Here is an 18,820-nt window from a genome sequence, read left to right on the forward strand (position 1 = left end):
CGCGATGAAACTGCCCTTCGCCCGTCGGACCGCAAGGACGCGCCAGGCCCTGTTCCGTCCTGTCGACCGCGAGAACCTGCGCTGGCTCTGGACCCGCTACCTGCGCACCAGGGCGCCCTGGCTGCTTCTGGTGCTGCTGCTGATCGCCGGTCAGGGCCTGGTCTACCAGCAATTCCTGTCGCTGACGGAAAACGGCTTGCGCGTGATATTTGAAGAGGGCGCAGTCACGCAACTGGCCCGTGTCTGCGTCCTGGTCTTTGTCCTGTTCGTGCTGCGTGGGGTATTGTCCTATGTCACGCCGCGCCTGACCGCCTGGCTGGCCGCGAATGCCGTGCTGGCGATCCGCAAGGACCTGATCGCGCATCTGCTGACACTCGACCTGTCATGGTTCGAGCGCACGACCACCGGCGAGATCATCCTGCGCCTGGTGAACCAGGCCGAGGGCATGGCGCGTTTCATCGGGCAGTCAACCGCCAATGCCGTGCGCGACGCGGTGACAATCGTCATCGTCTCGGGCTACCTGATCTGGAAGGCACCGGTGCTGTTCACCGTGGCCATCGTGGTCATCCCGGTCATCGTCCTGGTGATGCAGTTCGTCAGTCATCGCATCAAGGCGATCCAGACCCGCGCGCAAGCTGCCCTGGGCGACTACATGACCGACATCGAGGAGATGTCGAACGGCATGCGCACGGTCAAGATCGCCGGCCAGGAGGATCGCGAGCGCGACCGCCTGTTCGCCGCATCGACCGGGATCCGCGACCTGGCCGTCCGCCTTCAGGCGACGCAGGCGCTGGCCATGCCGTCGATCGACATGGTCTCGGCCTTTGTCTTCGTGCTGGTGATCGGCGGCGGTGGCTACATGGTCATCAGTCCCGAATATGCCTTCGATGCCGCCGACCTCATCACCTTCCTGCTAGGGCTGGTGATCCTGTTCGACCCGCTGCGCCTGTTGGCGGGCTATTTCGCCCAGCTTCAGTCCAGCATGATCCTGCTGGACGGGCTGCGCAGCCTGTTGCGCGAAACCCCGACCATCGCCGACCGACCCGGTGCGACCGACCGGTTCGACCCGGCCGGCGATATCCGGCTGGAGGGTGTGGGTTTCGCATACGACCCGGAACACTCGCTGTTCGACGATCTGGACATGGTGATGCCGGGTGGCCGCACCACCGCCATCGTCGGCGCAACCGGATCGGGCAAGACCACGGTGCTCAGCCTGATGACCCGCCTCTACGAGACGCAGGCAGGCAGGGTGACGATCGACGGCATCGACATTCGCGACATCCGCGTGCGCGCGCTGCGCGACGCCTTTTCCGTCGTGGCGCAGGACATCGTCATCTTCAACGCCTCGATCTGGGAGAACATCCGCTATGTCCGCCCCGACGCCACAGATGCCGAGATCCGCGCCGCCGCCGAGGCGGCCGAGATCGCCGAGCTGATGGATCGCCGCGGCGACGCACCGCTTGGACCCAAGGGCAGCCAGCTGTCGGGCGGGCAGAAACAGCGCATTGCCATCGCCCGCGCCTTTCTCCGGCAGGCGCCCATCGTGCTTCTGGACGAGGCAACCTCGGCCCTTGACCAGCGGACCGAGGAAAAGGTCCAGACCGCCCTGCGGCGGCTTGGACAGGGGCGCACGACGATCATGGTGGCGCACAGGCTTTCTTCGGTCGTGGGCGCCGACCACATCTATGTCATGGATGCCGGCCGGATCATCGAGGAAGGCCCGCACGAGGCGCTGATGGCGGCAGAGGGCCTGTATGCCGCGATGTTCCGGTCGCAGAAGCAGAGCTATGGCTGAGGCCCGCCGGGGCCGGATGCACCGATGAAAGACCGCGGAACCGGCTGGTTGTGCGCAAGGGTGCCCCCCCTGAGGTGTCGGCATGCACCGAGAGGCCCGCTGCCAAGGTGCCGTATCCACACGGCAAGATATCTTGCCCGATCCCGGATGCAGGATATGATCCAGCAATGACACGGCCCTATCGTCCCGCCCTGACGGCACGCCCGACCCGGGCACGGCGCCACTTGCCGGCGGCGACCCATCATCACGGGGATCACCGTTTAGATCCCGACCATTCGACCTGAACCTGCGCTGCACTTCCCACCATCGCCGTTTCCTCTGAGGCCAAAATGCTGGAGATCCTCGCCGACCGCACCTATCGCCACCTGTTCCTGGCGCAGGTCGTGGCGCTTCTGGGGACGGGGCTTGCGACCGTCGCGCTGGGACTGCTGGCTTTCGACCTGGCGGGCGACGGGGCCGCGATGGTGCTGGGCACGGTCTTTACCATCAAGATGGTGGCCTATGTGGGTATCGCCCCCGTCGCCGGGGCCTTTGCCGACCGCGTGCCGCGGCGCGCCTTCCTGGTGGCGCTGGACCTCGTGCGGGCCGGGGCGGCGCTGTGCCTGCCGTTCGTCACCGAGATCTGGCAGGTCTATGTGCTGATCTTCGTGCTGCAATCGGCTTCGGCCGCCTTCACCCCAACCTTCCAGGCGACGATCCCGGACGTGCTGCCCCAGGAGGCGCGCTATACCCGCGCATTGTCGCTGTCGCGCCTGGCCTATGACATGGAAAACATCGTCAGCCCGACGCTCGCCGCGCTGCTGCTGGCGGTGATGAGCTACAACGCGCTGTTCCTGGGCACGGTGGCGGGGTTTGCCGCCTCGGCGCTGCTGGTGGTCTCGGTGCTGCTGCCAAGCCCCAGACCGGCCGCGCCGCGCGGCATCTACGACCGCACCACGCGAGGCATCCGCATCTACCTCTCCACGCCGCGGCTGCGCGGATTGCTGGCGCTGAACCTCGCTGCCGCCGCGGCGGGTGCGATGGTGCTGGTGAATTCGGTTGTCCTTGTGCGCAGCACCCTGGGCCTGGCAGAGGCCGCGCTGGCCTGGACGATGTTCGCCTTCGGTGCGGGCTCGATGCTGGCCGCGCTGGCCCTGCCCCGGCTGCTGGACCGAGTGCCGGACCGGCCCGTGATGGCGGGCGGGGCCACGCTGATGGTAACGACGATGATTGGCCTTGCCGCCGCTGTCGCCACGTTCGGCCTTGATTGGCGCGGCCTGCTTGGCGCCTGGCTGCTGGTCGGCCTGGGCTATTCGGCGGTGCTGACGCCATCGGGGCGCCTGCTGCGGCGGTCTGCGCACGCGCAGGACCGCCCCGCGCTGTTCGCCGCGCAGTTTGCACTAAGCCATGCCTGCTGGCTGGTGACCTATCCGCTGTCAGGCTGGTTGATGACGCGTTTCGGGCCGGTCGTGGCGCTGGGCTGCCTCGCCGTCCTGGCGGGCGCGGGCGCCTTGGCGGCACTGCGCCTGTGGCCAAAGGAGGATCCCGAGGTCGTCGAGCACACACATGAGAACCTGCCGCTGGATCACCCCCATCTCTCTGGCCACCGGCGCCATGCCCATGCCTTTGTCGTCGATGACGAACACCCCCGGTGGTCCTCGCAACTCTGACACCTGCCGGACGCGCTTGACGCAGGTCAATGAAGCGACCGGGCAAGCCCGATAGCCTTTGCGGACATGACGGCCGGGCGCGGCATGCGGCGCCCGGCCTTTTCCTTTTTCGAAGGACCGCAAGATGAGACAGCCAAGCGGATACTCCGCCACCCAGATCGGCCTGCACTGGGTCGTTGCCGTGCTGGTGGCGGCGCAATTTGTCCTTCACGACGGCATTTCGTCCGCATGGGACGCCTACACCAAGGGGCAGGACGTGGCATTCTCGCCCGTTGTCTTCGCCCATGTCGCCGGCGGCGTGTTGATCCTGGCGCTGGTGCTGTGGCGGCTGGCCCTGCGCCTTTCGCGTGGTGCGCCACCCCCGCCCGAGAACGAGCCGGCGCCGCTCAAGACGCTGAGCCATGTGGCGCATTGGGGATTCTACGGCCTGATGGCCGGCATGACCCTGACCGGCGGACTGGCGTGGTTCGGCGGCGTGGCGCAGGCCGCACAGGCGCATAACGTGCTCAAGGTCGCGCTTCTGGCGCTGATCGTGCTGCATGTGCTGGCGGTGCCGTTCCACCGTGTCGTGCTGAAGAACAACGTGATGCTGCGGATGATCCGGCCCGGCGCCTGACCCCCGGGGAGCCACCGGCCGGATGCAGCGGGCGCATCGCCGACCGCCCGCATCGAACACTGCAAGGAAGACGGGCATGACCCAGACAGACGACCCCACCCTGCCCATCGACCTAGGGCAGACAGAGGCCCCCGCGCCGCGCCGCCGCCTGTTCCGCAAGCGGTACCTGCTGGTGCTGCTGATCCCCGTCCTGATGTTCACCGGCGCGGTCCTGGGCATGTATTACCAGCCTCCAGGCCTGCAACGCTTCTACGCGATGACCGGCCTGCAACCGGGTGGCGGGGCCGAAAGCCCCATTGCCCTGCCCCCCGACATCGAGGTGCCGCAACAGTTGGTCGAGACGCTGCTGCCCTCGGACGTGGTGGGGCTGGCGCGGATCATGCCGCGCGGCGATGTCGCCATCGTTGCCGCGCCCTATGGGGCGGGCGACGCGCGGGTGGCCGAGATCCTCGTCACGATCGGCGACACTGTTGCGCGCGGCGACACTTTGGCCCGGCTCGATAACCGCGAGGCGCTGGAGGGCGCGGTGCTTCAGGCCGAGGCCAATCTCGCCGTCCGGGAGGCGACGCTGATGCAGACGCGCAGCGCCATAGAGGCCAGCCGCGCCGAGGCGCAGGCAACGCTTGACCAGGCGCGCGCCGCCGCAGACGAGGCCGCGGCCAGCCTGGCCCGCACCGAGGCGCTGGGGGAACGAGGTGTCACGACGGCGGCCACGCTGGACGCCGCGCGGTCCCGCGCGGCCGAGGCCGCGCAGGCCGTGGCACGGGCCGAGGCGACGCTGGCGCGCTTTGCCGCGCTAGCCATCGACGAGCAACCCGATGTCGTGGTCGCCGCGCGCAACGTCATGGCCGCCGAGGCCGAACTGGAACGCGCCCGGATGGACATGGCCCGAGCCGAGGTGCGCGCGCCCATTGCGGGCACGATCCTCGACATTCACGCCACGCCTGGCCAGCGCCCGCCCGCCGAGGGCATCATGGAGATGGGCGATACCGGCCAGATGATGGCCGAGGTCGAGATCTGGCAGGACCGCATCGCCGCAGTGGCGCCGGGCCAGCCGGTCGACCTGGTGGCCGACGCGCTGGGCCGCAGCCTGCGCGGCACGGTGGACAGCATCGGCCTGACGGTCGGACGGCAGGGGCTGATCTCGGACGATGCGGCGGCCAATTCGGACGCCCGCGTGATCCGCGTTCTCGTGGCGCTCGACACCGAGTCATCAGCCGTCGCCGCGCGCTACACCAATCTCGAGGCGGTAGCGCGGATCGACACAGGGGCCGCCGCGCGGGCCGCGCGATGAGCCGCCTTCTGCAACGCCTGTTCGGGCGGCTGCCCATCGGCTGGCTGCAACTGACACACAAGCGCGGGCGCTTTGCCGCGGCGCTGGCGGGCGTGGCCTTTGCCAACGTGCTGGTCTTTGTCCAGCTGGGGCTGATGAACTCGATGGCGGCCGCGACGCTCAAGCCCTACGGCTTCTTCCAGGCCGACATCATGATCTCGGCGGGCGATGCGAACGCGCTGGCCGAGGGTGGCAACGTCGCCCGGCAATGGATGCTCCAGGCGCTGGCCGATCCCGAGGTCGCAGAGGGCCTCAGCCTGTTCGTCGGCACCGTGCCATGGGACCGGGGCGAGACCGACATCGCGCTGACGACCTTCGGCATCGATCCGGGGCGGCCCGGCTTCATCGCCCCCGGGCTGACCGAGGATCTGCACCTGCTTTCGGTGCAGGACGCCGCGATCCTCGACCGGTTGGCGCGCGGCCTGCCGCCCGACGAGGCCGCCGCGATCCGCCCGCAGACGCCTCTGCGCTTCGAGGCGCAGGACCGCACGCTTACGGCGCTGGCCACCTTCGCCGGCGGCGGCGGGTTCGGCGGTGACGGCTTCATGCTGGTGTCGGACCAGACTTTTCTGTCGCTGTTCCCGTCGCGCAGCTCTGCCGCGCCGGACCACATCCTGCTTCGCCTGCGCCCCGGCGCCGACGTGCCGGCCGCCATTGCCAGGCTGCGCGGCCTGGTCTCGGACCAGAGCCTGCGCATCCGCAGCTATGGCGATGCGGCCGCCGAGGATCTGCGCTATCAGCAGACGCAACGGCCGACCGGCGTGATCTTCGGCTTTGGCGTGCTGATCGGCGTTCTGGTGGGGCTGGTGATCGTCTACCAGGTTTTGTCGGCCGACGTGGCAGACCACATGCGCGAATACGCGACCTTCAAGGCGATGGGCTATGGGCCGCGCTTCTTCCTGGGGATCGTGCTCGAAGAGGCGCTGGTGCTGGGGCTGCTGGGCTTTCTGCCGGGGCTGGCCATCGGCACCGCGATCCTGACGCTGATGGGCAAGGTCACGACGCTGCCGCTGACGATGACGCCTGGCATGGCGGTGACAGTGTTCCTGGGAACGGTCGGCTTCTCGGCGCTGTCGGGGATCATCGCCACCCGCCGGCTGGCCGCCGCCGACCCGGCCGACCTGTTCTGAGGGCGCTGGCATGACGCAGGATCCTATCGTCGATATCCGCGGGTTGAACCACTGGTTCGGCAGCGGAGACGCGCGAAAGCAGGCGCTGTTCGATGTCGAGATGACCCTGCCGAGAGGCAGTTTCACGGTGCTGATGGGGCCTTCGGGGTCTGGCAAGACCACGGTCCTGACGCTGGTCGGCTGCCTGCGGGGGGTGCAGGACGGGTCCGTCCGGCTGATGGGGCAGGAACTGCGCGGCGCGGATGCCGAGACGCTGACAGGTTTGCGCCAGCGGCTTGGCTTCATCTTCCAGGCGCACAACCTGCATGAAAGCCTGACCGCGATCCAGAACGTCGTCATGGGGGTGCAGGTGCGCCCCGGCGTGCCCGACGCGCTGGCACGGCAGGCGGCGGCGCGGGCGCTGGGTCTAGTCGGGCTGGCGGACCGGCTCGATTACCTGCCCGCAAACCTGTCGGGCGGCCAGAAACAGCGCGTCGCCGTGGCGCGCGCGCTGGTCGGCAATCCCGCGCTGGTGCTCGCCGACGAACCCACCGCCGCGCTGGACAAGGACAGCGCCGCCGACGTGGTGGACCTGCTCAAGAGACTAGGCGCAGAGCGTGGCACGACAACACTGCTGGTCACGCATGACAACCGCATCCTCGACCGCGCCGACCGCATCCTGACGCTGGAGGACGGGCGGATCGTGTCGGTCGAGGACCGGACCTGATCCAGCACCAGGATCGGTCCCTTTGCGAAAAAGCGTTCCTATTCCGCTGCGGGGACGGGCCGCGCGATGGCGGTCAGTTCCTTGACAAGCCTGGCTTCTTCCTCGGCCTTCGGTCGCGACAGGCGGGCCAGGACCAGGTAGGCGACCGGCGTCAGGTAGAGGGTGGAAACCGTCGCCATCCCAAGCCCGCCAACGATGATCCATCCCAGCGCCTCGCGTGCCTCGGCCCCGGCGCCGAAGGAATAGATCAACGGCAGTCCGCCCAGAACCGTCGAGGTCATCGTCATCATCACAGGCCGCAGCCGCACGGTGGAGGCCTCGAAGATCGCGTCGCGAACGGATTTCCCCTCGTCCCGCAACTGGTTTGCGAATTCGACGATCAGGATTCCGTTCTTGGCCATGATTCCTATAAGCAGGACTAACCCGATCTGGCTGTAGACGTTCAGGCTGCCCCCGGTCATCAGAAGCGCGAGGACCGCGCAGGCCAGGCCCAGCGGCACCGTCGCCATGATGATCAGGGCCGAAACGAAGCTTTCGAATTGCGCTGACAGCACCAGGAACACCACCACGATGGCAAAACCGAAGGTGAGAAGCAGGCCGGAGGATGTCTCGGACAGGGTCGCCGCCTCGGCCAGAGGCACGATGCGCTGTCCTTCGGGCAGCACTTCGGCGGCGATGTCCTGCACCTCGTCATAGGCATCGCCCAGCGACAGCTGCGGCGTCAGCGTGGCCGAGATTTCCACCGCGCGCATCTGCGTCTCGCGGCCCAGTTCGGGGGCGACCGCGCGTTCCTGCAAGCGCACGAAGCTTGAAATCGGGATCATCTGGCCGTTGCCCGCCTGCACGAAGATGCGCTCGAGGTCGCCCGGATCGTTCACCGGATCAGCGGTCGAGACCATCTTGATCTCGAAACTGCGGTCGTCGATGAAGACCGTGCCGACGGTGCGCCCGTCGAGCACCGCCTGCAGCGCCTCGCCGAGTCCGTCGATGTTCACGCCCAGGTCCGACGCGCGGTCGCGGTCGACCTCGATGAACAGCTGCGGCTGCGTCGTCTCGTAGCCCAGCGAGACGCGGCCGAAGGCGGGGTTCTGCTCCATCCGCTCGATGATCGCGTCGGCGGACTCGGAAAGGCGGTCGTAATTGTTTCCGGTCAGCGCCACGGTCAGCCCGCGCCCGGCGCCCCGGATGCCCAACGAATTCGGCTGGATCGCAAAGGCGCGCACGCCGATCACGCCGCCAAGCATGCCATTGATCTGGCCGACGATTTCCTGCTGGCTGCGCGCGCGCTCATCCCAGGGTGCCAGCGTCATCACCATGAACCCGCGATTGTCCGCGCCGGTGCCGGCGATGGAAAAGACGTTCGTCACCTCGCCTGAGGCGCGCAGCGGTTCGATCAGCGTCTCGATCTCGCGCATCTTGCGAGCGGTGTAGTCAAGCGACACGCCCTGCGGCGTACTCACCCGCAGCAAGGCGATGGAGCGGTCCTCGGGCGGCGTCAGTTCCTGCCGGATGTTGCCGAAGGACCCCGCCGCGAAGGCGGCGAAGCATACCGAAAAGACAATGACCAGGAGCGGCATTGCCAGGCAAAACCGCAGCGTCAGGGCATAAAGCGCGGCGAGGCGGTTGCCCAGCCAGATCATTGGGCCGCGCGGCTCCTTGTCGCCGGTATGACCCTTGAGCAGGCGGCTCGCCAGCACAGGGCAGAGCGTCAGCGCAACGATGGACGACAGCAGCACCGACATGGCAAGGGTAAAGCCGAACTCGCGGAACAGCCCGCCGGTCTGGCCAGGCAGAAAGGACAGCGGGATGAAGACGGCGGCCAGCGTCGCGGTGGTGGTGACGACCGCAAAGAACACCTGCTGCGTGCCTAGGACGGCGGCGGCCCGCGCGCCCATTCCCTCGCCCCGGCGTCGCACGATGTTTTCCAGCACCACGATGGCGTCGTCGACGACCATGCCGGTCGCCAGAACCAGCGCCAGCAGCGTCAGAATGTTGACCGAGAAGCCAACGAGGTAGATCGCCGCCAGCGTGCCGATCAGCGAAACCGGCAGCGTCACCGCGGGAATGATCGTGGCGCGTGCGTCGCGCAGGAAGAGGAAGATGATCCCGATGACGATGGCCGTGGCAATGGCCAGCGTGTTCAGGACCTCGCGGATCGAGCCGTTGATGAACACGGCGTCATCGCTGGTGACAAAGACGCTGACATCGGGCGGCAGGATGGATTGCAGGTCGTCCACGACCCCGCGCACCGCGGCCGATATGTCCAGCGTATTGCTCTGCGCCTGCCGGATGATGCCCAGCCCCAGCCCGGTCCGCCCGTTCGCGCGCAGCACGCTTTCCCCCGGCGCGGGGCCCAGCGTCACCGTCGCCACGTCACCGACGGTCACGCCCTCGCGGATCGCCAGCGCCTCGAACTCGGCCGCGCTGGTAACGGTCGCGGTGGTGCGCACCACGATGCTCTGGCTGTCCGAACTCAGCGCCCCCGCCGGAGCGTCGAAGGCCACGTTGCGCAGCGTGTTGCGGATGTCGGCCAGGCTCAGGCCACGGCTGGCCAGTTGCATCTGGTCGATGTCGATGCGGAACACGGACTCGCGGTCGCCATAGACTTGCAGGTCGGCGACGCCGGGCACCGAAATCAGCCGATCCTCGATCACCTCCTCGACGAATTGCGTCAACTCCTGTGCAGTGCGACGGTCGGACGTGACCGCGATCCGCATCACCGCTTCGGCATTGGCGTCGGCCTTGACGATGCGCGGATCATCCGCGCCCTCGGGCAGCGCGTTCGCGATCCGGCCGATGGCGTCGCGCATGTCGGTGGCGGCGACGTCGAGATCGGCATCGTCACCGAATTCGATCGTCACCCGGCTGCGCCCGAACCGCGAGTTGGACGAGATCGACTTGACCCCGGCCACCCGGCCCGCCGCGCCCTCGATCTGGGCGGTGATCTCACGGTCGACGGTCTCTGGCGAGGCACCAGCGAAATCGGTTGTCACGGTGATCACGGGCCGGTCCACATCCGGCAATTCGCGGATCTCGGCGCCAAACAGGCCCGCAAGCCCGGCCAGAACGATCAGCGCCGACAGCACGAAAGCCAGGATCGGCCTGCGAACGAAAAGCGCGGTGCTGGACGACAGCGCGGATTGAGCGGTCACGGCCATTGGTCAGCCTCCTATCCGCGCGAGACGGGCAATGCCGCCTGCGACTGCATCGCCGCGTCTCCGCTGCGGATCTCGACCTCGGCGCCGGGGCGCAGGTTCTGCACGCCTTCGGTCACGACCTGCTCTCCCACGGCCAGGTCGCCGCTGACCAGGACCGAATCGCTGTTGCGCTGCACGATTGCGATCTTCTGCCGGGCGGCCTTGCCCTCGCGGATCACCCAGACGAAGGGGCCGTCGCTGTTCCACTGGATCGCCAGCGGATCGACCGAAGGATAGGCCTCGCCGATGAAGGACAGGCTGATGCGGAAGGCCATGCCAGCCCGCAGAACATCGCCCACATTCTCGAGCGAGGCCTGAAGCCGCAGGGTCCGGCTGTTGGAATCCACCCGGTTGTCCAGCGCGACGATGCGGCCTTCCAACTCCAGCTGCGGGCGGGCCAGGGGAGTCGCGCGGATGGTATCGCCCAGTGCGATCTGCCCGACGAACCGTTCAGGCACCCGGAATTCGACCACAATCTCGGACCGGTCGTCGATCTGCGTGATCTCCGTCGAGGGCGTGACCTGATCGCCGACGTTGAGGCCGATGATGCCGACCCAGCCAGAAACAGGCGCGACGATCCTGCGCCGCTCGAGCTCGAATTGCGCCTCTTCCAGGTCGAGCCTGGCGATCTGGAGCGCAAGGTTCGCATCGCTTCGCTGGATCTGGGGGATCGTCGCGCCAAGCGCGTTCACCCGGTCCGCGGTCGCCTGCGCATCCTGCACCAGAAACTGTGCCCTATCGAGTTCGAGCCGCTGGATCTTGTCATCCAGCGTCGCCACGACATCGCCCGCGTTGACATACTGGCCCGACTGCACGTTGACCGCCGAAAGGTTGCCCGCCACCTCGGGCAGCAGGGCCACGGTGCGCAGGGCGCGACCGTCACCAATTGTCGTGATCTCGTCGAAGAGGTTCGCCTCGCCCGCGGTCATGGCGACAACGGCAACCGCGCCGCCGCGCCCGGGGCCGCCCGCACCACGCGGCCCGGACCCCGCCTCTGCCACGGTCTCCGGCATGACGATGCCGAAGGGCTCGAGCAGGCCGAACCGGTCGAGGATCGGCAAGGACGCCGGAACGTAGTTCACGAGCCCCCAGAAGGACGCGGCCAAAATCGCCGCCGTCGCGAGCAGTTGCTTGACAATCGACATTCCCGGGCCTCGTTCCATCATGAAATCTGAAACTGTATCAAGGGTCTTCTTTCGGGTGATGATTTAGACCGGGATCGCTGCTGGAACAGATCCCGCACGTGGGTATTTCGCAACGCCTTGCAGTTGGGGCTGCCTGGCCACCTGCCGCTGATCCTGCGGCAGACGGTGTCTTCCCCTGAACAGTGTTGCAGCCACGGGCCTGGCCGGTTGGTCGGCTATGCGCCATGGCGACGTAGAGCAGTCTCGAGCGGCGGCGCCTTAAGCTGCGTGGCCTCGGAGATCGCCGTCCCGAAAGACATCGCACACAAGGCGAGGGTTGTCGCATACCAATTCTTATGCCCTGCGGAACAGATCGGTACATTCAGCTCTTCCCGCACTGGACGGCGCGATTGCTGCGCGAAAACAAGCCCCCGCCCCACTGGACACCCCCGTCAGTTCCTGCGCAGAGGGCGGGAGCGGGGCTGTCGTCTATCCCTTCCACCCCACGGCGTCTCCGACAGGCAAACACACGTGCTGTGACCGAAGAACAGTCCCCTCGGGAATGCTGGCCGTGGTGAGTCAGATCATTCCCATTGCGCGCGCTCATTTGGAGTGGCCAGGGTCAGGAGCCATTGATCGGCTTTAGGCTGCCGGGTCTGCGTGATTCAAGCTCCCGAACTGACGGGGGTGATCATGAGCAACCGTTTTTGGGCTGACTGAGGAGCAGATGGAGCGGCTGAAGCCGTTCTTTCCGAAGAGCCACGACGAACCGCATGTCGATAACCGGCGCGTGCTGAATGGCATAATATTAATCAATAGCAATGGCTTGCGGTTATTGAACACGCGTCGGGATCATGGCCCGGCCAAGACACTCTACAATCCATGGAAGCGGCGGGGTGATATGGGTGTCTTCGCCCGGATCATGGTGGGGCTGGCGTCCGAAGGCGCCGACGAGAAGACGGCCATGATCGACGCGACCTACCTGAAGGCGCATCGCAAGGCCTCCAGCCTGCAGGCGAAAAGGGGGGGGCTGACGACAAGCGTGCAGGCCGTATCGGTCGCACGAATGGCGGGCTGAACACCATGCTGAGAGCCATAAGGGATGCGAAGGGTCGCCCGCTGCGGTTCTTCATGACGGCGGGCCAGGTGTGCGACTACACCGGCGCGGCCGCCCTGCTGGGCAGTCTGCCTGCCGCCGAATTGCTGATCCCCGATCGGAGCTCGACGCCGACTGGTTCCGGAAAGCGTTTCTCTAAAGCGGATACGCCCTTGCATCCCGGGCCGGAAGTCGCGCGGCAAGGCCGTCCGCTACGGCAAGCGCCGCTACAAAAGGCGCAACAGGATCGAGATCGTGTTCGGCAGGCTCAAGGACTGGCGCCGGATCGCCACCCGTTACGACAGGTGCGCCAAGACCTTTCTTTCTGCCGTCGCCCTCGCCGCAACCGTCCTATTCTGGCTTTGACGATCAATGAGTCTGGAGCCTAGATGGTCTTGAGGAATGCAGTCTGAAGGCGAGAACAGGATCGAATGCGGACACTGCTTGTCGAAGATCACCCGGCCCTGGCAGAAGCGATTGCAGGAGGCCTGGCACGAGCCGGTTTTGCGGTGGACGTCGCCGGGTCGATCGCCGAGGCGACCGAGGCCGTGTCGCTCGCCGCCTACGACCTCGCCATCCTTGACCTCGGGCTGCCTGACGGGAACGGGCTGGACCTGCTGCGCCGATGGCAGGACCAGGGTGGCTTTCCCACCATCGTCATGACCGCCCGCGGCGCACTGGGGGACAGAGTCGCGGGGCTGGACAGCGGGGCGGACGACTATGTGGTGAAGCCTGTAGAGATCCCCGAACTGGTCGCCCGCTGCCGTGCGATCCTGCGCCGGCCCGGCAACCGCGAAGGCGTTGTCCTGACCGCGGGCTGCATCCGCCTCGACACCAGCAACCGCGAGGCACTGTGCCATGAACAGCCACTGGCACTGGGACGCCGCGAGATGAGCGTGCTCGAGGCGCTGGTGCGGCGCCAGAACAAGGTCGTGCCCCGGACCGTGCTGGTCGAGGCGCTTTATGACCGTGAGACCGAGGTCACGCCGAACGCCGTCGATGCCGCCGTGTCGCGCCTGCGCCGTGGTCTGACGGATGCGGGCGCCGACGTCTCGCTCAGGACGATCCGCGGCGTCGGATGGATGCTGAGCACGGGTGCGCCATGAGCGCCAAAGGTACGCCGCGCCGCGGGCTGCAATCCATCCTGACCACGCAGCTTCTGGTGATCGCGGCAGTCGTGATCCTGGCCAATGTCGCCTTCGTGGCGGTGTTCGACGCGTCGGATCGCAACTCGTTGATGATCGACGTCGTCCGGCGAGAATTGCTGCGGCTGGAAGCCGCCTATCTTGAAACCGGCCAGAACCCGCAGGCGCTGGTAAGCGTGATCGACGGGATCTACGCCGCGCATCCCGGCGCCTATGCCTTTGCCGTGGTGGCGTCGGACGGCGACGTTCTGGATGGGTGGAATGCTCCTTTGATCCCGGAGGACCTGCTGCGGCCCGGCGCGTTTGCGACAGACTGGATCGCATGGCCCAGCGGCGCCGATGTCATGCCCGTGGTCGCCTCGCACAGCGTTCAGGGCGCCAACCCGCCGGTCAGCCTGTTGTTCCTGATGGCCGGCGATCCCGCAGACCTGCTGGGCGCCGAGATTTTCGACGAGTTCAAGGGGCATGTCTGGCTGCCCCTGCTTCCCATCGCGATCCTGCTCATCGGCGGCACCCTGCTGATCATCCGCCGGGCACTGCGCCCGGTGGCGCAGGCGGCCGAATGGGCGCGCGCCATTCGACCGGGACGCGGATTGCCACCGCTCGACCTGCCGCGCGCGCCGACCGAGGTGGACGACCTGACACAGGCCGTGCGCCGCAGCATCGAGAGGCTCGATACCGAGCTGAACGCCGAGCAGCGCCGCGCCGCCGAGGCCGCCCATGCCCTGCGCACCCCAGTCGCCGTGCTGGTCGCGCGGCTCGACGAGTTGCCGCGGGACCCTGCCTTCGACACGCTGCGCGAGGACGTGCGCACGCTGTCGCGCATGGTGACGCAATTTCTGTCCTCTGCCGGAGCTGACCGGCTGGAACTGCCCGAGGGCACCAGTGCCGACCTGTCCGCCATTGCCGAGCGTGTCGTGGCAGAGCTTTTTCCCGTGGCAGAGGCGCGGGGATGCGAGATCGCGTTGTCGGGTAACGACGTACCCGTCCCGGTGCATGGCGCACCGGACGCGATCGCATTGGCCCTGACCAACCTGATCGAGAACGCGTTGCATCATGCCGGCCCGGGACTGGTCGAAATCACCGTAGGTCCCGGGACGCAAATTGCGGTACGCGATCACGGCCCTGGCCTTCCCCAAGGTTCAGGCGACCTGTTCGAGCCATTCCGCCGCGGAGCGGGCGCACCGCGCGGTGGTGCCGGGTTGGGCCTGGCCATCGTAGCTCGGATCCAGCGGGCGCATGGTGGAACCGTCGAGGCCAGCGGCGCGCCGGGAGGCGGCGCGATATTCCGCCTTGGCTACCTCGCGCCATCCGATTCCTGACAACTCGTCAGACTGCGGTCAGACAGGGCCTTCATTTCTGCTCCCATGAAGGGGCGGCCGATTCCCGGCTGGCCCGGTTGCATAGGGAGCATGCGACATGGAACTCTACGGAACGAATGGCAACGACACGCTGATCGGGACGGGCACGCGGGACGACATCGTTGGGCGCGCAGGCAACGACCTGCTGTCTGGTCTCGGCGGGAACGACGACCTTTACGGCGGCGCCGGAAACGACACGCTCGATGGTGGCGCCGGCAATGACGAGATGAATGGCGGGCTTGGCGCGGACACGTTCCGCTACAACGCCGGGCGCGATTCCATCGAAGGGTTTTCCGCCGAAGACCGCATCGACCTGGATCCGGCCCTTGGCGTTTCCGGCTTTTCGGCGCTGATGGCCCTCGCGCGCAGCGCCGAGGCGGGCGACAGCACCCTGTTCGATTTCGGCGGTGGCAACACCTTGCTGCTGGAAGACGTCCGCATCGGCCAGCTTTCGGCAGAGCAGTTCGGTTTCCAATCGGTCACGGCACCACAACCGACGCCGCCTGCGTCTGGCGGCATGGCAGGCAACGACACGATCCAGGGCACCGGCGGCCGTGACGATCTTGACGGGTTCGGTGGAAACGATGTCATCCGCGGTCGCGGTGGCAATGACGACATCGACGGCGGTGCGGGCAATGATCGTCTGTTTGGCCAAGCCGGGAACGACGACATCGATGGTGGCACCGGCAACGACCGGCTGTTCGGCGGCGGCGGCCGGGACGACCTGAGTGGTGGCGCAGGGAATGACACGCTGAACGGGGGCGCGGGTAACGACACGCTCGAAGGCGGAGCGGGGTCCGATACATTTGTCTTTGCGCGCGGCCATGACGTAATCGAGGATTTCGGCGCCGGCGACACGATCCAGCTTGCCGCGCGGCTGGGGGTCACCAGCTTTGCCGATGTGCTGGGCCGCGCCATTACGGTCGGTGGTGGCGACGATGTGCTTATCGATTTCGGTGGCGGTGACACCCTCCTGCTGGAGAATGTTCAGTTGTCCAACCTCAGCGTGGACGATTTCCTCTTTTCCTGACCTGAGCGTCAAGAGGGCACGGCCAAAAGCCGTGCTCTCCAAGGACACACAGGTCAAGCGGGCGGTTCTCTCGCGCACAACAGCTTTAATCACTTCCTCGGAGTCCGTCGGATGATGCCCCGTTGAGTGGTGCATCTGTTCGACGATCCGCTGCGCAAGGCCGCCGAGACGGTGGGCGCTTTCGTGTTGCAGCGCTTGCCAGAGGAGTACAGCGCCAGCGAGGCAGAGCAGAAATGACAGATCAGAAGCCCTATGGGCCACCGGCCGACGCCATCCCGCTGCCCGCCGAGATGTGGGAGGCGCACGCCCGCGCGACGGAGGCCCGCAAGAACGCGCCAAAGCGGCCGAGCTACCTCAGCATGTCGGTCCGCGACTGGCAGGACGCGAAGGACTCGCATGACGCCGCCAACAGGACGCGCTCGGCTCGGGCCGATCTGCACCGCGTCTGAAACGGCATGCTCGCCGAAATGAAGGCGAAGCGGGAGGCGGCGAACTGACCGCCTTCGGTCAGGAGGATCCGCCCTTCGGCCCGTGGCACGCGATCCCGGCGACCGCGTGGCGGCAGCTGCGCATCACCAATGTCCGGAAGGGCGAGGCCAGCGTCAGCGCGAACATCGTGCACGACATCCACATCCTGCCGCCCGATTGCCGACGACCACATGCCGACCGGGACGCCCGGGCGTCCGAAGAAGGGAATCGACATCATCCGAATCGAGTTTCAGCGGCGCGTCGAGGCTGGCGAGATCGCCGAAAATCTCGCCGCCGAAGCCCGCGCGCTGCAGGCGTGGTATCGCGAGGCCTATCCGCGGCGGGATTGTCCCACCACCAAGACCATCGAGAACAACCTTCGCGAGGCGTGGCGCGCAGGTCGTCCAAGGACTGCGTAATCCCCTGAAATTATTGCTCCAGGAGCATTTTCGGGGCAGTTTTTCGGGGGGCTGAACGTCGGCATCTCTCGAGCATCGGCGGCGCGTTTCGAACGAGCGTATCCGAGCGTGCGGGGGAAAGTCGATGCTGCCGTGCGCCTCTTCTTCGAGGTGGCTTTCGCCGGTGTGCCCGAGCCCGCGCGTCCGCCTGTAATGGTCTCCACGCATACTCATCTCGGACGGCTGGAGGTCTCGGTCTTGATCCCGCGCGCCGTCACCTCCGAGACTGGTCTGCGCAGTTTCAACCCGCATCCTCCGACCCGCGGCAGCGAGTTGGACTGGGACGCTTATGTCGATGTGGTTTATGCGGAACTGGGGTGGGTAGACCCGCGCTGTCCACTGCGCCGCCAACTCGTCACGCCGCCGCAATGGATGTGGTTCGAGTTTTCGCGTGCCATGTTCTTTCTCCTTTGCTTGGGTTTGGCTTGCTAGGTCATGTTGACAAATGGCGGATCCAAAGCCTGATCGACGTGATGTCGATGAAGCCGAGGAAGCTCTCGGCGGTCTTGTCGTAACGGGTGGCGACACGGCGGGCGTTTTTCAACTTGTTGAAGCACCGTTCGACCAGGTTGCGCAGCCGGTAGAGTGATCGGTCCACGCCGACGCGCTTTTTACGGCACTTGCGCATCGGAATGACCGGCAGGACATCCTGTTTGTCCATGGTTTCCCGAATGCTGTCAGCATCGTAGCCCCGGTCAGCGAGCAGCACGCTGGGGGTAGGCAGGTTATCGGCCATCACCAGATCGAAGCCGAGGTAGTCGGAGGTCTGGCCGGGTGTGATCCCAGTCCTCATGGGCAGGCCCGCGGCGTTGACGAGGAGGTGGATCTTGGTCGTGAAGCCGCCACGAGAACGGCCAAGACCCTGTCGCGGAGTCCCCCTTTAGCGCCCGCTGCCCCCCTCTCGGGACATTGCTGACGCAATGCCCTGCCGGGCAGTGGATGATGGGCGCGGACCACGGTGCTGTCGATCATCTGGAGCGCATGAGGCACCACGCTGCTTTGATTCAGGGCATCCATGATCTGCTCCCAAAGTCCCGCCAACGTCCAGCGCCGGAACTGGCGGTAGACGCTCGACCACTTGCCGAACTCGGTTGGCAGGTCGCGCCAGGGCGCACCGGTCCGAGCGATCCAGAAAATTCCATCAAGAACAAGACGGTAGTTGGCTGGTTTGCGCCCGTTCGGCGCACGGATGGAGAGGATGAACCGCTCAAAGAAAGCCCATTCCTCGTCCGACATCAGGTCTCGTGCCAAGCTGGTCTCCATCGCAGACACCAGCTTGAATCATGCCTAGAAGCGACTGTGAATCCCTTTTGTCAACACGGCCTAAGGGCAAAGGCTATTGCTTTCAGTGTCGTTCCCATATCCTGCGTCTCCGGGTTTTCACTTAGTCGTTAAGCTCAAGGGCTGAACATTTTCTGAAGATTAGGACTGGGGACTTGTGAGGGCACTTCGGTTCGCTGCCGTTGACTGCCCGCGTATGCACGCGGGTGCCGTTTTCTTGTTCTTGTGTTGATGTGGCGTTGATGTAGGTGGTGCAATGCAAGAAGCGCCCCGTGGGGCGCTGCGCAAGTGCCTGATATCTTTTATGATTTTGGTTGCGGGGGTAGGATTTGAACCTACGACCTTCAGGTTATGAGCCTGACGAGCTACCGGGCTGCTCCACCCCGCGACAGAGATTGGAGATCGAGAAGAGAGATACAGGTGTGGTTTTT

Annotated in this window: 15 protein-coding genes, 1 tRNA gene and 1 pseudogene; 13 read left to right on the plus strand and 4 right to left on the minus strand. The window is 66.3% G+C overall.

All coding sequences use genetic code 11. From position 1 onward, the window contains the following. Positions 1–4: 4 nt before the first annotated feature. From KB874_RS16370 to KB874_RS16395, 6 genes are all read left to right on the plus strand, one after another. Positions 5–1,795 (plus strand): ABC transporter ATP-binding protein, encoded by a 1,791-nt coding sequence (locus KB874_RS16370; protein ID WP_212537624.1) that lies wholly within the window; start codon positions 5–7, stop codon positions 1,793–1,795. Positions 1,796–2,124: 329 nt separating this feature from the next. Then, positions 2,125–3,444 carry an MFS transporter gene (locus KB874_RS16375; protein WP_212537625.1) on the plus strand — a complete coding sequence of 440 codons (1,320 nt, stop codon included), beginning with the start codon at positions 2,125–2,127 and terminating at the stop codon, positions 3,442–3,444. Between the two features lie 124 nt (positions 3,445–3,568). After that, entirely contained in the window at positions 3,569–4,060 is a 492-nt protein-coding gene (locus KB874_RS16380; protein WP_212537626.1) for a cytochrome b, read from the plus strand. A 76-nt stretch (positions 4,061–4,136) separates the two neighbouring features. Then, positions 4,137–5,354: an HlyD family efflux transporter periplasmic adaptor subunit gene (locus KB874_RS16385; RefSeq protein WP_212537627.1), complete on the plus strand. Its 1,218-nt coding sequence runs from the start codon at positions 4,137–4,139 to the stop codon at positions 5,352–5,354. After that, entirely contained in the window at positions 5,351–6,523 is a 1,173-nt protein-coding gene (locus KB874_RS16390; protein ID WP_212537628.1) for an FtsX-like permease family protein, read from the plus strand. The genes KB874_RS16385 and KB874_RS16390 overlap by 4 nt, the downstream gene beginning before the upstream one ends. A gap of 10 nt (positions 6,524–6,533) precedes the next feature. After that, a complete protein-coding gene (locus KB874_RS16395) occupies positions 6,534–7,229 on the plus strand; it encodes an ATP-binding cassette domain-containing protein (RefSeq protein WP_212537629.1) in 696 nt (231 codons plus the stop codon). Between the two features lie 38 nt (positions 7,230–7,267). On the opposite strand, the gene KB874_RS16400 is transcribed toward KB874_RS16395, so the two are convergent. Both KB874_RS16400 and KB874_RS16405 read right to left on the minus strand, forming a co-directional pair. Further along, positions 7,268–10,387, minus strand: a complete 3,120-nt coding sequence (locus KB874_RS16400) for an efflux RND transporter permease subunit (RefSeq protein ID WP_212537630.1) — start codon at positions 10,385–10,387, stop codon at positions 7,268–7,270. An 11-nt stretch (positions 10,388–10,398) separates the two neighbouring features. Beyond that, positions 10,399–11,571: an efflux RND transporter periplasmic adaptor subunit gene (locus KB874_RS16405; protein WP_212537631.1), complete on the minus strand. Its 1,173-nt coding sequence runs from the start codon at positions 11,569–11,571 to the stop codon at positions 10,399–10,401. 672 nt (positions 11,572–12,243) lie between these two features. Between KB874_RS16405 and KB874_RS16410 the strand changes: the two are divergent. The 7 genes and pseudogenes from KB874_RS16410 to KB874_RS16440 all read left to right on the plus strand — a co-directional run bounded on the left by KB874_RS16410 (position 12,244) and on the right by KB874_RS16440 (position 17,540). Then, positions 12,244–13,012, plus strand: a pseudogene (locus KB874_RS16410) (IS5 family transposase). Positions 13,013–13,077: 65 nt separating this feature from the next. Next, a complete protein-coding gene (locus KB874_RS16415; RefSeq protein WP_212537632.1) occupies positions 13,078–13,752 on the plus strand; it encodes a response regulator transcription factor in 675 nt (224 codons plus the stop codon). Further along, positions 13,749–15,113: a sensor histidine kinase gene (locus tag KB874_RS16420; RefSeq protein WP_212537633.1), complete on the plus strand. Its 1,365-nt coding sequence runs from the start codon at positions 13,749–13,751 to the stop codon at positions 15,111–15,113. The genes KB874_RS16415 and KB874_RS16420 overlap by 4 nt, the downstream gene beginning before the upstream one ends. A 97-nt stretch (positions 15,114–15,210) precedes the next feature. Next, on the plus strand, positions 15,211–16,182 hold the full coding sequence (locus KB874_RS16425) for a calcium-binding protein (protein WP_212537634.1): 972 nt from the start codon (positions 15,211–15,213) through the stop codon (positions 16,180–16,182). Between the two features lie 233 nt (positions 16,183–16,415). Next, the gene (locus KB874_RS16430) at positions 16,416–16,631 is read left to right on the plus strand and encodes a hypothetical protein (protein ID WP_212537635.1); all 216 of its coding nucleotides are present in this window, start codon (positions 16,416–16,418) and stop codon (positions 16,629–16,631) included. A 210-nt stretch (positions 16,632–16,841) separates the two neighbouring features. Further along, positions 16,842–17,069: a hypothetical protein gene (locus KB874_RS16435; protein WP_212537636.1), complete on the plus strand. Its 228-nt coding sequence runs from the start codon at positions 16,842–16,844 to the stop codon at positions 17,067–17,069. Between the two features lie 132 nt (positions 17,070–17,201). After that, the gene (locus KB874_RS16440) at positions 17,202–17,540 is read left to right on the plus strand and encodes a hypothetical protein (RefSeq protein ID WP_212537637.1); all 339 of its coding nucleotides are present in this window, start codon (positions 17,202–17,204) and stop codon (positions 17,538–17,540) included. Position 17,541: 1 nt separating this feature from the next. Here KB874_RS16440 and KB874_RS16445 read toward each other — a convergent pair. Next, positions 17,542–18,371 (minus strand): IS5 family transposase gene (locus tag KB874_RS16445; RefSeq protein WP_249200551.1). Its coding sequence is split into 2 segments (ribosomal slippage): positions 17,542–17,990 and positions 17,990–18,371, totalling 831 coding nucleotides; the frame shifts between segments, so codons are not numbered across the junction. A 329-nt stretch (positions 18,372–18,700) separates the two neighbouring features. Further along, a tRNA-Met gene (locus KB874_RS16450) sits at positions 18,701–18,777 on the minus strand. Between the last annotated feature and the right edge of the window lie 43 nt (positions 18,778–18,820).

Origin of the sequence: Thetidibacter halocola (assembly GCF_018224955.1) — a bacterium.
GTDB lineage: Bacteria > Pseudomonadota > Alphaproteobacteria > Rhodobacterales > Rhodobacteraceae > Thetidibacter > Thetidibacter halocola.

Coding starts and splice junctions, on each gene's coding strand:
- KB874_RS16370 (WP_212537624.1), top strand. CDS start 5: ATGAAACTGCCCTTCGCCCGTCGGACCGCAAGGACGCGCCAGGCCCTG.
- KB874_RS16375 (WP_212537625.1), top strand. CDS start 2,125: ATGCTGGAGATCCTCGCCGACCGCACCTATCGCCACCTGTTCCTGGCG.
- KB874_RS16380 (WP_212537626.1), top strand. CDS start 3,569: ATGAGACAGCCAAGCGGATACTCCGCCACCCAGATCGGCCTGCACTGG.
- KB874_RS16385 (WP_212537627.1), top strand. CDS start 4,137: ATGACCCAGACAGACGACCCCACCCTGCCCATCGACCTAGGGCAGACA.
- KB874_RS16390 (WP_212537628.1), top strand. CDS start 5,351: ATGAGCCGCCTTCTGCAACGCCTGTTCGGGCGGCTGCCCATCGGCTGG.
- KB874_RS16395 (WP_212537629.1), top strand. CDS start 6,534: ATGACGCAGGATCCTATCGTCGATATCCGCGGGTTGAACCACTGGTTC.
- KB874_RS16400 (WP_212537630.1), bottom strand. CDS start 10,387: ATGGCCGTGACCGCTCAATCCGCGCTGTCGTCCAGCACCGCGCTTTTC.
- KB874_RS16405 (WP_212537631.1), bottom strand. CDS start 11,571: ATGTCGATTGTCAAGCAACTGCTCGCGACGGCGGCGATTTTGGCCGCG.
- KB874_RS16415 (WP_212537632.1), top strand. CDS start 13,078: ATGCGGACACTGCTTGTCGAAGATCACCCGGCCCTGGCAGAAGCGATT.
- KB874_RS16420 (WP_212537633.1), top strand. CDS start 13,749: ATGAGCGCCAAAGGTACGCCGCGCCGCGGGCTGCAATCCATCCTGACC.
- KB874_RS16425 (WP_212537634.1), top strand. CDS start 15,211: ATGGAACTCTACGGAACGAATGGCAACGACACGCTGATCGGGACGGGC.
- KB874_RS16430 (WP_212537635.1), top strand. CDS start 16,416: ATGACAGATCAGAAGCCCTATGGGCCACCGGCCGACGCCATCCCGCTG.
- KB874_RS16435 (WP_212537636.1), top strand. CDS start 16,842: ATGCCGACCGGGACGCCCGGGCGTCCGAAGAAGGGAATCGACATCATC.